Here is a 13549-nt window from a genome sequence, read left to right as displayed (position 1 = left end):
CCAATCCCCTCGTAGTCGTTGAGCGATCGGCCTAACTGCATAGTGTCTGGCACGGTCGCTCCGGACAACGTGATCCAGGTTACCCGGCAGTCAGCTTGTTGTTCTCAATATTTACGGTCAGTTGCCTTCGATCTGCGGCGAAATCGGTACTCGGCCCCTCTTTCGGTCGGTACTCTTCTTCGATTTCGTCGCCGCGACAGATTCTTCACCCTCGAGTGGTGCATTCAGCTCGAGGCGCGTCAGCGCGTCTTTGATCTCCTCGAGTTCGCGGCGCAGATAGTCGCGGGTGGCAACCTCACCCACGGCGATCCGCAACGCCGCCAGCTCGCGGGCCAAGAATTCGGTGTCGGCCTTGGTCTGGGCGGCCCGGGCGCGATCTTCCTCGAGCGACACCCGGTCCCGATTGTCCTGTCTGTTCTGCGCCAACAGGATCAACGGCGCAGCATACGCGGCCTGCGTGGAGAAGGCGAGATTCAACAGGATGAACGGATAGGGGTCCCAGCGCAGACTCACCGCGAAGACGTTGAGCAGGATCCACGCCACCACGATGACGGTCTGCAGCGCCAGATAGCGGCCGGTGCCGAGGAAGCGGGCGACCCGCTCGCTGGTGCGGGCCATCGCCTCGGCGTCGAAATCGAACCGGAACCGGGATTCGACGGGCGTTTCGAGGCGTTGACGCGCCAGGGGCTTGTCGGTGCGGTCTGTCATGGTTGTTCTCCCGTGCCGTCGGCGGCGTGGGCGCCGGTCTGCAGCGCGTGGGCCTCTTCATCGTGTTCGCGCCAGTCCTCGGGCAGCAGATGGTCGAGGACGTCGTCCACCGACACCGCGCCGAGCAGATGGTTCTCGTCGTCGACCACCGGACCGCAGACCAGGTTGTAGGTGGCGAAATATCGGGTCACGGCGGGTAGCGGCGCGTCGGGCTGCAATCGCGCCAGATCGGCGTCGAGGATGCCACCGATCAAATTGGCCGGAGGTTCGCGCAACAGTTGCTGGGTGTGTACGCAGCCCAGATAGCGCCCGGTGGGCGTGGCCGTGGGCGGGCGCACCACGAACACCATCGAGGCCAACGCCGGGGTCAGATCCGGATTGCGCACCCGTGCCAGCGCCTCGGCGACCGTGGCGGCGGGGGAGAGGATCACCGGCGCGGGCGTCATCATGCCGCCCGCGGTGTAGGGCGAGTACTCCAGCAATCGTCGCACCGGCTCGGATTCCTCCGGATCCATCAGCGCCAGCAGCGACTCCGCCTCCCCGGTGGGCAACTCGCCGAGCAGGTCGGCCGCGTCGTCGGGATCCATCGCCTCCAGCAGATCGGCGGCCCGCTCCACACCCAGCTGCTGCAGCAGCCGGACCTGATCGGTTTCGGGCAACTCCTGCACCACGTCGGCGAGTCGCTCGTCGTCGAGGGCCCGGGCCAGCTCGATGCGCCGCTTCTCGGGCAGTCCGCGCAGCAGATGCGCGACGTCGGCCGGGCGCAGCCCCTCGAACTGCCCGAGCAGCTGGGTGACGTCCTGGCCGGGCAGATTCAGTTCGTGCTGGGTCAGCCCCCGCACATGGGTCCAGTTCACCACGTGCACCGCGCGTCGCCGGCCGAGTCTGCGGTGCCCGCGCACCGCCACCCGCGACACCATCCAGTCCCGGGTCCGGGTCTGCTCGATACCCAGATCCACCACGAACACGTCGACGTCGTGCAGATCGGGCAGTTCGGGATCGTCCACCCGCACCTTGGAGTCCAGGACCTGCGCCAGCGCCAGCATTTCCCCCGGCCGCTGCTCGAATCGGCGCAGGCTGACGGTGCCGGTGTTGAGGGTCACCGAACCCGGTTCGATCGCGGTGACACGCAGCATGGGTACGAAAATCCGTTTGCGGGTGGGCAGTTCGACGAGCAGGCCGAGCACCCGGGGCTGCTGGCGGTCGTATCGGATGGAGATCACCACGTCCCGGACGCGGCCGATAGACTCGCCGTCCGGACCCAGCACCACCAGGCCCGCCAGCCTGGCGGCGAAAACCCTCGTCGCTGCCATGGTTGCCAGGCTAGAGGTCGAATGAGGAGGCCGCGCATGTCAACCCGCCGTTCGGTGCTCGCCGTCCCCGGCAGCAATCCGCGGATGATCGAGAAGGCCATGGGACTGCCCGCCGACGAGATCTTCCTCGATCTCGAGGATGCGGTGGCTCCGGCGGCCAAGGCCGCGGCCCGGGCCAACATCATCGCGGCGCTGAATTCCTCCGGCTGGGGTAAGCAGATCCGGGTGGTGCGCGTCAACGACTGGACCACCGAGTGGACCTACGCCGATGTCATCGCGGTGGTCGAGGGCGCGGGCGCGACGCTGGATGCGATTCTGCTGCCGAAGGTGACCGACGCCGGTCAGGTGCGGGCGCTGGATCTGCTGCTGACCCAATTGGAGAAGTCCGCCGGGCTCGAGATCGGGCGCATCGGTATCGAACCGCAGATCGAGAACGCGCAGGGGCTGCGCGCCATCGATGAGATCGCCACCGCGAGCCCGCGCGTGCAGACCCTGGTGTTCGGTCCGGCCGATTTCATGGCGAGTATCAATATGCGCACCCTGGTGGTGGGCGAACAGCCGGAAGGTTACGACACCGGCGATGCCTACCATCACATTCTGATGACCATCCTGCTCGCCGCCCGCGCGCACGGGTTACAGGCGATCGACGGGCCCTATCTGCAGATTCGCGACCTGGACGGTTTCCGGCGCGCCGCATCCCGCACGGCCGCACTGGGTTTCGACGGAAAATGGGTGCTGCATCCGACCCAGATCGAGGCCGCCAACGAGATTTTCTCCCCACGCCAGGCCGATTACGATCGGGCCGAGGAGATCCTGGACGCCTACGCCTATCACACCTCCGCCGACGGCGGCGCCCGCGGCGCGGTGATGCTGGGCGAGGAGATGATCGACGAGGCGAGCGCGAAGATGGCGCGGGTCATAGCCGATAAGGGCCGGGCCGCGGGAATGGTGCGAACCACGCGTTTCGCGCCCCCGTCGATGGCCGAAAACTAGCATGATGGAACCATGACCAATCCGTTGGGGAACTCGAACCGCAACCGGCCGGCCCTGCCGACGCCACCGTCGGGCTGGCCGGTCGGGTCGTATCCGACCTATGCCGAGGCGCAGCGGGCGGTCGACTATCTGGCCGATAATCAGTTTCCGGTGCAGAACGTGACCATTGTCGGCGTCGACCTGATGCAGGTCGAGCGGGTGCTGTACCGCCTGACGTGGGGCAAGGTGATCGGCGGAGGCATGGTCTCGGGCGCCTGGCTGGGCCTGTTCCTGGGTCTGCTGCTGAGCCTGTTCACCAGCGGCGGCGCGATCGGCCCGCTGGTGGTGGGTCTGGTGGGCGGCATCATCTTCGGTGTCATCTCCACCTCGATCCCGTATGCCGCTACCCGCGGGCAGCGCGACTTCGCCTCGACCATGCAGTTGGTGGCCGGGCGCTACGACGTGCTGTGCGAACCGAAGACGGCCGAGCAGGCCCGCGACATGCTGGCCCGGCTGGCGATCTGACGCATGCAGGTGCTCGACGAGGTCCGGGCCGCCGTGCTCGGACACTATGGTGTGTCGTCTGCCGATTCGGCGTCGGTGACGTTTCTGGGGTTGGAGCCGATCGAGATCCTGCGCATCCCGGTCGGTGAATTCGTGCATTACGTGACGCTCGGCGGGGCGCGGCACCCGATGACCGATCCGACTGCCGCCCTGGCCGATCCGGTGCGCGGTCCCCGCGCGGAACTGGTGCTGACCCTGCGCGGCGGCGTGAGCGAAACGACCGGGCTGGTCCGCGGGCTCGGCGTGCTGATCGCCTCGCCCGCGGTGGAAGGCATTGTGCTGCAGCCCGATGCGCTGCTGGATCTCGGAGAACCGTTGTGGCGCAACTCCTCGTTCACCGCCGCGCTGCTGGGCCCGAGCGAGATTCCCGAGGTACCCCTGCCGGAACCCGCTGAGCCCGTGCGCTTCCTGGCGGTGGCGCCGATCACCGCCACCGAGGCCGCATGGGTGCGCGTGCGGGGCGCCGGGGCGCTGCGCGAGGCGTGGGCCGAGGCGGGAATCGACGTGCGCGATCCCGCGCGAGGCGCCGCCAGCCTGTAGTCCTACAGCCAATTGTTGCGGCGGAAGGTGACGAACAATCCGGCGACCGCGAGCAGAATGACGATCCAGATGCCGCCGTAACCGTATGTCCAATGCAGTTCCGGCATGTGGTCGAAGTTCATGCCGTAGATGCCCGCGATCATGGTCGGCACCGCCGCCATCGCCGCCCATGCGGAGATCTTGCGCATATCGGTGTTCTGCTGCACGGTCACCTTCGTCAGTGCCGCATTGATCAGCGCGCTCAGCGATTCGTCGAAATCGGTGATCCGTTCGGCGACGGCGGTGTGATGGTCGGCCACGTCGCGCAGGTAGCGCCGGATCTCCTTGGGCACCGGCAATTCCGTGCTACGGGACAGCAATTGCAGCGGCAGCGCCAGCGGATTCACCGCGCGCCGCAGTTCCACCACTTCTCTCTTGAGTTGATAGATCGATTCGGTGGCGAGGCGATTGCGCGGGGTGAAGACCTCCTCCTCCATTTCCTCGACGTCCTCCTCGATATCCGCCATCACCTCCACATACCTGTCGACCACATGATCGGCGACCGCGTGCAGCACCGCTCCGGGGCCCAGGGCGAGCCGTTCCGGACTCGCCTCGAGTTCCCGCCGCACCCCGGTGAGTCCGGTGTGGTCACCATGGCGGACGGTGACCACGAAATCGCGGCCCATGAACACCATGATCTCGCCGGTTTCGACGATCTCGCTGACGGAGTGCAGATCGTGTTCGACGTATTTCACGGTGCGCAGCACCAGAAACAGAGTGTCGTCGTAGCGCTCCAATTTGGGCCGCTGATGCGCGTGTACGGCATCCTCGGCCGCCAAGGGGTGTAGGTCGAAAGTCCTTGCCACCTCGTCCATCTGGAATTCGTCCGGCGCGTGCAGACCCACCCAGACGAAACCGGCCGCGCGCTCGCGGACCTCGGTCAGGGCCTCGGCCGGAGCGAACCGGCCGGGCAGCCGATGCCCGTCGACATACACCGCGCAGTCGATGATCGCGCGCGCGGTGGGCACCGGTATCCGGGGCCGGGGCTGATCCGCCTTCCCGCGTCCGCGGAACGACGGCAGTGGCGGAATCTGAGGCACGGGTTGGATGCTAGCCGTCGACCTCGTCTCGATCTTGGGCAAGATGGACGGGTGCGCATCGACCTGCATACCCACTCCACCGCATCCGACGGCACCGACACTCCCGCGGAGTTGATCGGCAAGGCCGCCGAGGCGGGCCTCGACGTCGTGGCGATCACCGACCACGACACCACCTCCGGCTGGGCCGAGGCCGCCGCCGCGCTGCCGCACGGGATGGCGCTGGTGCGCGGTATGGAGATGTCGTGCATGGGCATGGGGGAGGACGGCTGGCCGGTGTCGGTGCATCTGCTGGCCTATCTATTCGATCCCGCCGACGCGTCCTTCGCCCAGGAGCGGGAGCGGTTGCGCGCCGAGCGTGTCGCCCGGGTGCGGGCGATGGCCGAGCGCATGGCCGCCGACGGCTTGCCGGTAGACCCGGAAGCGGTGCTCGCCTCGGCGGGCGCGTCGGCCGGGCGTCCGCATCTGGCCAGAGCCCTCGTGGCGGCGGGGGTGGTGCCGACGGTGAGCGCGGCCTTCGAAGAACTGCTGGCGCCGCGCGGACGCTACTACGTGGAGAAGGCCGACACGCCGCTGCGCCGCGCGGTCGAAATGGTCACCGCCGCGGGCGGGGTGACCGTGGTGGCCCATGCGCGGGCCCGCAGCCGCGGCAGATTGCTCGCCCTCGACGAGATCCGCGACCTGGCCGCCCTCGGGCTGGCCGGGCTCGAGGTCGATCATCCCGACCACAGCGCGGCCGATCGGGTGCTGCTGCGCGAGCTGGCCGACGAACTCGGGCTGCTCACCACCGGCTCCTCGGACTACCACGGGTCCAACAAGACCATCCGGCTCGGCGAGTTCACCACCGATCCCGAGCAGTTCGAGACGTTGGCGGGCAAGGCGAGCGGGGTGCCGGTGATGGTGTCGTGAGTGAGGGGGCATGAGGGTGTTGCGGGCGATGAGCGGAACGGTCGCCGCCGGGATGGTGGCGCTGACGCTGGTGGTGATCGGCGCCGAGATCCTGGGCGTGCGGCGGGGTTTTCCGGGTCCGGGTGCGGCGACGGTGATATGGCATATCGGGTTGTCGGCGGCGGCCGTCGCGGCACAGATATTTACCGATCGGCGTCGAGGTTTCGCGGCCTTTTCCGGGTCGGTGGTCGTTTTTGTTGCGGCGGGTTACCTTTTGGTTACGCAATGGTGGAATTGAGTCTCGCGTAACAGTTGCGGTCGGATGAATTGTGGCCGAATATTTTTCTTTGTGACGGCCGTTGAGTTCGATGTGCTGGTGGTAGGTGGTGGGCCCGCGGGGGCGTGGGCCGCTCTTGCCGCCGCTCATGCGGGGGCTCGCGTGGTCATGGTCGACAAAGGGCGCTGTGGCAGTAGCGGTCCCACCGCCAGAGGGCTTGTCGCGCTGTGGAACATCCCGCCCGGTCCGGCGCGCGAGGAGGCGGTGCGGCGCAGCGTCGCCCACGGTGGCTACCTGGGTGATCCGGAGTGGATGCACCGGGTGCTCGACGAGACCCACCGCCGGGTCGATCAGCTGGTCCGCTGGGGGTACCGGTTTCCGGGTGAACGGGCGGGGCTGCCCGCCCGGGTGTGTCTGGACGGGGCGAAGTATCTCGGTCGCATGCGGCGCAGCCTGATCGTGGCGGGGGTGCGGATCCTCGATCACCATCCGGCGCTGCAGCTGCTCGTCGACTCCGAGGGGGTGGTGACCGGCGCGTCCGGGGTGCAATTGCGTAACGGTTTCCGCGGCTGGACCGTGCGGGCGGGGGCGGTGGTGCTGGCCACCGGCGGATGCGCGTTCCTGTCCGGCGGCGTGGGCACCGACGTCGACACCGGTGACGGACTGCTGATGGCCGCCGAGGTGGGTGGCGAGTTGTCCGGGATGGAGTTCTCGAGCGCTTATGCGCTGGCACCCGTCGGCGGGGTGCGCCTGGCCGCGGTCCCCGACGGGATGCCCGCACCGGTCACGGCGTCCGCGCCCGATCTGGCCCTGCACTTCGCCACCCTGTACGACGAGACGGGTGCGGCCATCGGTGGCGAACCGTTCGGCTCTCGCGCGGCGGCCTTCGAGGCCATTGCCGACGGCCGCCGGGTCTACGCGGCGCTCGACGAGATTCCGGGGCCGCTGCGCGAGCAGTTGGCCCGTGGCTGGTCGATCACCGGTGCCCGGGTGCCGGTGCGGGCGGTGCTGGAGGGCACCGTGCGCGGCACCGGCGGCCTACGCATCGTCGGGTTCGATTGTGCGACAACGGTTCCCGGTTTGTTCGGCGCCGGTGACGTGACCACCCGGGAGCCGATCACCGGCGCGGTGGGCGGATTCGGCGGTCAGGGCGGGGCCTGGGCGATCTCGTCGGGGGTGTGGGCGGGTGCGGGTGCGGCCCGGTTCGCGCGCGGGCGCAGACGCCTGGGTAAGGCGCGCCGGACGCCCGGGGCGGGGCTGAGCACGTCGGCGAGTATCGACCCGCGGGCGGTGATCGGTCTGGTGCAGGAGCACACCCTGCCGTTGCGGCGCAGCTACTGGCGCAGCGCGGGCAGCCTGCGCGACAGCATCGCCGAACTCGACGGCATGTGGCCGGTGACCGAATGCGATCTCGGCGGCGACGGGCCGGAGCGCCTACGTGCCCGGGAGGCGGCGGCCCTGCTGGCAGTGGCCCGCTGGACCAAATACAGCGCCCTGGCCCGCACCGAAACCCGCGGCATGCACCGCCGCACCGACCACCCCGGAGTAGGCAACGACTGGCAGATCCGCCTCCTGGCAGGCGGCGTCGAATCCGTCTGGGTACGCCCGGAACAACACGACCCCGGCACGACAACGCCCCACGCCGATCTCACCCCGGCCTGACGCACCTCCGGCCTGCCGCCCCTTCCCGTCCCGGCCCGCCGACTTCTTCCCCATCCCGGCCCGCCGACCTTTTCCCCATCCCGGCCCGCCGACCTTTTCCCCATCCCGGCCCGCTTTTGGCCGGGATCTCACACCACCACCCGAAACCGGTGCGACAGTTCACCGTTGCGGGCCGCTCAACGGCGAGTTTCCGCCTACCCCCGGGTAATTCGCGGGGCCTACGCTCGGGAATTGGCACCCTGGACCCGCGCCCGCGCCGACCCGGCCGGTGGGCGAGCCGCGACAGGCCGTCCCGACTGGGGATTTGGCAACCTGTCGTCGCTGCTGGCAGAATGTTCCGATCCCTGGCCGACGCCACCGCCCGGTCGGGGGAGGTTGGTGAACTGCGCCCCGTGACGCACGGCTCCGGGGCCGCGGCCCACCCCACAGCATTGCCCGGACCCACCCGGTCCGGTTCTCGCTCGACGGATCTGTTCAGCGATACGCCGTAATACCCGATGCGGCTTGCCGCGATGTCACTATCGAACGGTATTGCGCGACTGACCCTTGCGTGATCAGCACCCTCCGCCGAGAGCACTGAGTAACCAGAAATACCCCTAATCCGAATACCCGACGGTAACCGCGAGACGGTTCAGTCGACACCGAGCAGGAGTGAAATCGTGTCACCCGTGACTGATGCACCGAACGCCGCCACAGCGAGCCGTGAATCCGATTCGGCGAGCCTTTCCGCCATCACACACGAAGAAATTTTCGCGGGCCATCTCGGGGGCAAGCTCTCGGTGGAACTGACCGCTCCGCTGGAGACCCAGCGCGATCTGTCCATCGCCTACACCCCGGGCGTCGCGCAGGTGAGCCGGGCCATCCACAAGGACGAGGCCCTGTGCAAGCGCTACACCTGGACCGACCGACTGGTCGTGGTGGTCAGCGACGGCACCGCGGTGCTCGGCCTGGGCGATATCGGCCCGCGGGCGTCGCTGCCGGTGATGGAGGGCAAGGCCGCGCTGTTCAAGAAGTTCGCGGGCCTGGACTCCATCCCGATCGTGTTGGACACCAAGGATGTCGACGAGATCGTGGAGACACTGATCCGGCTGCGCCCGAGCTTCGGCGCGGTGAACCTGGAGGACATCTCCGCCCCGCGCTGCTTCGAGATCGAGAAGCGGGTCATCGAGGCGCTGGACTGCCCGGTCATGCACGACGATCAGCACGGCACCGCGATCGTGGTGCTGGCCGCGCTCAACGGCGCCGCCAAGGTGCAGGGCCGCGGCGTCGAGGGCCTGAAGGTCGTGGTGTCCGGCGCCGGTGCGGCCGGTGTCGCGTGCACCAACATCCTGCTGGCCGCGGGCGTGTCCGACATCGTCGTGCTCGATTCGAAGGGCATCGTCGGCCGCGACCGCACCGATCTCAATGCGGTGAAGGCCGAGCTGGCGCAGCGCACCAACCCGCGTGGCCTCACCGGCGGCGCGACCGAGGCGATGGCCGGAGCCGATGTGTTCCTGGGCCTGTCGGCGGGCACCATCGCCGAGGAGCTGATCGCCTCGATGGCGCCGGAGTCGATCGTGTTCGCCATGTCCAACCCGGACCCGGAGATCCACCCCGAGGTGGCCCACAAGTACGCCGCGATCGTCGCCACCGGCCGCAGCGACTTCCCCAATCAGATCAACAATGTGCTGGCCTTCCCCGGCGTGTTCAAGGGGGCCCTCGATGCGGGCGCGCGCCGGATCACCGAGGGCATGAAGATCGCCGCCGCCGACGCCATCCTGAGCGTGGTCGGTGACGAGCTGGGACCGGAGAAGATCGTGCCGAGCCCGCTGGACCCGCGTGTCGCTCCCGCGGTCGCCGAGGCCGTGGCCGCCGCCGCGCGCGCCGAAGGCGTTGCGTAACGACCCTTTTCGGCTACCTGGCGGGCGCTTCGTTCAACGGCGAACGAAGCGCCCCTTTTGTTCTCACCGCGGCTTGTGGCAGGCCTTGCGATAGTCGATCACCGGTTGGCGCAGGGCCCGGAAATCCTTGATCTCCTGTTCGTGAGACCGACGGTAGGACTGCCATTCGGCCCTGCGTTCACCCTTGGGCAGGCCCTTCACCTTCGCCAGTTCGGCGGCCAGATCGGGATGCGCGGCCAGGAAGGAGGCGACCTGCGGCGCCACCTGCGCCCGGACCTGCGCGCGGGCCTCGGGACTGCACTGCGGGGTGTCGGCGGAGGCGATGCCGGGGACGGCGATGGCCAGGGCGGCAATGCCCGCGGAAGCGGCGAGCAGGGCGGCGGCGGTGCGCTTCATACTTGTCTCCTTGCGACGGATCGGCTGCACCTCCCTGATTCTCCGGCGGTGGCTGGGGATTGCCTGGGGGTCCGCTGCCAACCGCTCGAGACTTCCACCGATGTCCACATGCCGGAGCCTGCCCGGCTATCGAGCAGGCCCCGAATTGTGGAAGGTGACGTACGGTCAGTGCGGGACGGCGACCGACGAGATGAGCCGCGCCAACTCCTTGTCGCTGATATTGCGGGCCAGATCGGATTCGCAGATCATGCCGACCAGGCGTTTGCCGTTCTTCGTGTCGATGACCGGGACGCGCTTGATCTGATGAGCCTCCATCATGTCCAACACCTCGCTGACCTCGGTGTCGGCGTCGACCCAGCGGGGCGTGCCCTGGGCCAGATCGCCGGCGCGGACGCGGCTGGGGTCGTGGCCCTCGGCAATGCAGCGGACCACGATGTCCCGATCGGTGAGCATGCCGATGAGGCGATCGCTATTGCAGATGGGCAGCGCGCCGACGTCCAGATTGCGCATCATCTGCGCGGCACGGTCCAGCGTCTCGTCGGCGGGGACACAGGTGGCGTCCCGGTGCATGATGTCGCGGGCTTTCATGGCTTTCACGCAAACCTCCTGTCTCGAACGGAAGGAGCTTGCACTCCTGGGCCACCTCATATCGTGATCTAGATCACAAGACAGGTCAATCGGCCGACTGGTCGGTGGGCACCCGGGCGGCGGAGGCGGCCGGTGCCGGGGACGCTGGCCCAGACGGCGAAGGCGAGCAGGGCGTCCAGGGCCAGGGCCAGGACCGCGACCAGGATGGCGCCGACCAGGACGCGGTCGTATTTGTAGAGGCTGATGCCGTCGAAGATGTAGCGGCCCAGGCCGCCGAGATTGACGTAGGCGGCAATCGTGGCGGTGGCGACGACCTGCAGGGTGGCCGAGCGCAGGCCGGTGAGCAGCACCGGCAGGGCGTTGGGGACCTCGACCCGCAGCAGCACCTGGCGTTCGGTCATCCCCATCGCCCGGGAGGCGTCGACCACGTCGCGGTCCACATTGGCGATGCCCGCGTAGGCTCCCGCCAGCAGGGGTGGCACCCCCACGGTGATCAGCGCGAGCAGCGGGGGAATCAGGCCCAGGCCCAGCAGCAGCACCACGAAGGTCAGCAGGCCGAGGGTGGGCAGCGCACGCATCGCGTTGGCGAAGCCGACGATCAGGCCGCCGCCGCGGCGAGTGTGGCCGATGAGCAGCCCGATCGGCACCGCGATCGCCGCCGACAGCGCGACGGCCAGAAAGCTGTACCACAGGTGTTCGAGCAGGCGCTGTTCGATCCCGGCGCGCCCGCCCCAATTGGCCGAGGTGGTCAGATAGTGCCACGCATCGAGGAAAAGATTCATGCGCCAACACCTTTCGCCGGGTCGACCGCCAACCGCATCCGGCGGGCGAGCGTGGGCCGATCGGTGTGCAGCCACGGGGTGGCCCAGCGGCCGAGTAGGAACAGCACGCGATCCACGACCAGCGCGAGCGCCAGCACGACGATGATGCCGGCCACGATCTCGTCCGGATAATCGCGTTGATAGCCCTGCGTGAACAGCTTGCCCAGCCCGCCCACGCCGATGAGCGCGCCCACCGTCACCGCCGAAATATTGGTCACGGCCACCACTCGGAGATTGGCGACGAAAACCGGTAGCGCCAACGGGAATTCGACGGTCAGGATGCGCCGCAGCCGGGTATATCCGATGGCGTCGGCGGCGTCGAGCACCGCCGCCGGCACCGCATCCAGCGCCGCCGGTACCGCGATCACCAGCAGCGCCACCGAGTAGATGCTCAGCGCGATGACGACATTGAGCGGGTCGATGGTCGCGATCCCGGCCAGCGGCGGAATGATCACGAACAACGCCAGTGAGGGAATCGTGTAGGCGACACTGGCCACCGTGATCGTGGTGCGCCGCACCCACCGCACCCGCCGCGCGAGCGCCCCAACCGGAATAGCGATCACCAGCCCGATCACCAACGGCACCAACGCGAGATACAAGTGAGTACGAGCGAATCCGGCGATCTCCCAGAAGTTGTCGACCAGATACTTCACGGCGTGTCTTCCCTCACCCCCGGGGTTCTCACATCCCTTGCGCCGGCCGCCCCAGCGGCCGGCGCAAGGGCCTCCTGCTCGAAGAAGTGGCGATTGCGCTCGGTGTCCTCGCGAATGCGCTGGCGCGCCAGCTGTTCGATCACCTCGGTGGCGTACAGCGATCCGACCGCCGCGCCCGCATCGTCGACGGCCACCCCGATGGCCGAGGGGGAGGAGATGGCCGCATCGAGGGCCTGGCGCAGGTCGCCGCCGGGCGGGAACAGGGATCCGCCCGCCGACATGCAGTCGGCCAGTTCGTGTCCGGCCCGTACCCCCTCGACGCCGGTCACGTCGACCCAGCCCAGCGGACGGCGGGATGCGTCGACCACCAGCACCCACTCACCGGGTTCCAGGCGGAGCTCGCGCACCCGCTCCGGTGTCGCGGTGCGGATCTCGTGCAGGGTCACCTCCTGCGCGCTGCGGAACGACAGCCCTCGATAGCCGCGGTCCCGGCCGACGAAATCCGCGACGAAATCCGTTGCGGGCTGGGCCAATACATACTCGGGCCGGTCGTACTGCTGCAGGACGCCGCCGCGGCCGAAGACCGCGATGCGGTCGCCGAGTTTGATCGCCTCGTCGATATCGTGGGTCACGAAGACGATCGTCTTCCGCAATTCGGCCTGCAGGCGCTGCATTTCGGCCTGCAGTTCCTCGCGCACCACCGGATCGACCGCACTGAACGGTTCGTCCATCAACAGGACGGGCGGGTCGGCGGCGAGAGCGCGCGCGACGCCGACGCGCTGCTGCTGTCCACCCGACAGCTGCGCCGGATAGCGTTTGGCCAGACCACGATCCAGCCCCACCCGGTCCAGCACCTCGAGCGCGGCCCGACGAGCGGCGCGACGGGACTGCCCCTGTAGCACCGGGACCGTGGCGACATTGTCGAGCACCGTCCGATGCGGGAGCAGCCCGCCGCTCTGGATGACATAGCCGATGCCCAGCCGCAGCTGCACCGGGTCGACGCGCGAAATATCTTTCCCGGCAACGGTGATCGTGCCCGTACTGGGGACGATCATCCGGTTGATCATCCGCATCGACGTCGTCTTACCGCAACCGGACGGGCCGACGAACACCGTGAAGGAACCGGATTCGATGTGCAGATTCAGATCGGTGACGGCGGTGGTGCCGTCCGGATAGGTCTTGGTAACGCCGCTGAACTCGATATCGGCCAT

Annotated in this window: 15 protein-coding genes; 7 read left to right on the top strand and 8 right to left on the bottom strand. The window is 68.3% G+C overall.

The genetic code is table 11. The features are described from left to right. Positions 1–117: 117 nt before the first annotated feature. Together IU452_RS02040 and IU452_RS02035 are read right to left on the bottom strand one after the other, a co-directional pair. A complete protein-coding gene (locus tag IU452_RS02040; protein ID WP_195107125.1) occupies positions 118–708 on the bottom strand; it encodes a DUF1003 domain-containing protein in 591 nt (196 codons plus the stop codon). Further along, positions 705–2021: a magnesium transporter MgtE N-terminal domain-containing protein gene (locus IU452_RS02035; RefSeq protein ID WP_195107124.1), complete on the bottom strand. Its 1317-nt coding sequence runs from the start codon at positions 2019–2021 to the stop codon at positions 705–707. The genes IU452_RS02040 and IU452_RS02035 overlap by 4 nt, the downstream gene beginning before the upstream one ends. 36 nt (positions 2022–2057) lie before the next feature. Here IU452_RS02035 and IU452_RS02030 point away from each other — a divergent pair, with 36 nt between their 5' ends. The 3 genes from IU452_RS02030 to IU452_RS02020 are packed head-to-tail and all read left to right on the top strand — an operon-like array spanning position 2058 to position 4097. After that, the gene (locus IU452_RS02030) at positions 2058–3014 is read left to right on the top strand and encodes an HpcH/HpaI aldolase/citrate lyase family protein (RefSeq protein WP_195107123.1); all 957 of its coding nucleotides are present in this window, start codon (positions 2058–2060) and stop codon (positions 3012–3014) included. Between the two features lie 12 nt (positions 3015–3026). Continuing rightward, a complete protein-coding gene (locus tag IU452_RS02025) occupies positions 3027–3518 on the top strand; it encodes a general stress protein (protein ID WP_195107122.1) in 492 nt (163 codons plus the stop codon). Between the two features lie 3 nt (positions 3519–3521). Next, positions 3522–4097: a suppressor of fused domain protein gene (locus IU452_RS02020; protein ID WP_195107121.1), complete on the top strand. Its 576-nt coding sequence runs from the start codon at positions 3522–3524 to the stop codon at positions 4095–4097. Positions 4098–4099: 2 nt separating this feature from the next. Here the strand turns inward: IU452_RS02020 and corA are convergent, their stop codons facing one another. Further along, entirely contained in the window at positions 4100–5176 is a 1077-nt protein-coding gene (gene corA / locus IU452_RS02015) for a magnesium/cobalt transporter CorA (protein WP_324192392.1), read from the bottom strand. Between the two features lie 51 nt (positions 5177–5227). Here corA and IU452_RS02010 point away from each other — a divergent pair, with 51 nt between their 5' ends. The 4 genes from IU452_RS02010 to IU452_RS01995 all read left to right on the top strand — a co-directional run bounded on the left by IU452_RS02010 (position 5228) and on the right by IU452_RS01995 (position 9880). Beyond that, on the top strand, positions 5228–6082 hold the full coding sequence (locus IU452_RS02010; RefSeq protein ID WP_195107119.1) for a PHP domain-containing protein: 855 nt from the start codon (positions 5228–5230) through the stop codon (positions 6080–6082). Positions 6083–6092: 10 nt separating this feature from the next. Beyond that, entirely contained in the window at positions 6093–6359 is a 267-nt protein-coding gene (locus tag IU452_RS02005; RefSeq protein ID WP_195107118.1) for a hypothetical protein, read from the top strand. A 51-nt stretch (positions 6360–6410) separates the two neighbouring features. Further along, a complete protein-coding gene (locus IU452_RS02000; protein ID WP_324192391.1) occupies positions 6411–8000 on the top strand; it encodes an FAD-binding protein in 1590 nt (529 codons plus the stop codon). 668 nt (positions 8001–8668) lie between these two features. Further along, a complete protein-coding gene (locus IU452_RS01995) occupies positions 8669–9880 on the top strand; it encodes an NAD(P)-dependent malic enzyme (protein ID WP_416382260.1) in 1212 nt (403 codons plus the stop codon). 63 nt (positions 9881–9943) lie between these two features. Here the strand turns inward: IU452_RS01995 and IU452_RS01990 are convergent, their stop codons facing one another. The 5 genes from IU452_RS01990 to IU452_RS01970 form a co-directional block, all read right to left on the bottom strand. Continuing rightward, a complete protein-coding gene (locus IU452_RS01990; RefSeq protein WP_195107116.1) occupies positions 9944–10276 on the bottom strand; it encodes a heme-binding protein in 333 nt (110 codons plus the stop codon). Between the two features lie 165 nt (positions 10277–10441). Next, positions 10442–10864 carry a CBS domain-containing protein gene (locus IU452_RS01985; RefSeq protein ID WP_195107474.1) on the bottom strand — a complete coding sequence of 141 codons (423 nt, stop codon included), beginning with the start codon at positions 10862–10864 and terminating at the stop codon, positions 10442–10444. Between the two features lie 68 nt (positions 10865–10932). Beyond that, complete coding sequence (locus tag IU452_RS01980) at positions 10933–11646, bottom strand: ABC transporter permease (RefSeq protein ID WP_195107115.1); 714 nt, start codon at positions 11644–11646, stop codon at positions 10933–10935. After that, on the bottom strand, positions 11643–12338 hold the full coding sequence (locus tag IU452_RS01975; protein WP_195107114.1) for an ABC transporter permease: 696 nt from the start codon (positions 12336–12338) through the stop codon (positions 11643–11645). Before IU452_RS01975 ends, IU452_RS01980 begins: the two co-directional genes overlap by 4 nt. Further along, the gene (locus IU452_RS01970; protein WP_195107113.1) at positions 12335–13549 is read right to left on the bottom strand and encodes an ABC transporter ATP-binding protein; all 1215 of its coding nucleotides are present in this window, start codon (positions 13547–13549) and stop codon (positions 12335–12337) included. The genes IU452_RS01975 and IU452_RS01970 overlap by 4 nt, the downstream gene beginning before the upstream one ends.

This window comes from Nocardia transvalensis (genome assembly GCF_015477765.1).
In the GTDB taxonomy this organism is placed as follows: Bacteria; Actinomycetota; Actinomycetes; order Mycobacteriales; family Mycobacteriaceae; genus Nocardia; species Nocardia transvalensis_A.
This window is presented reverse-complemented; position numbering and strand designations above follow the sequence as displayed.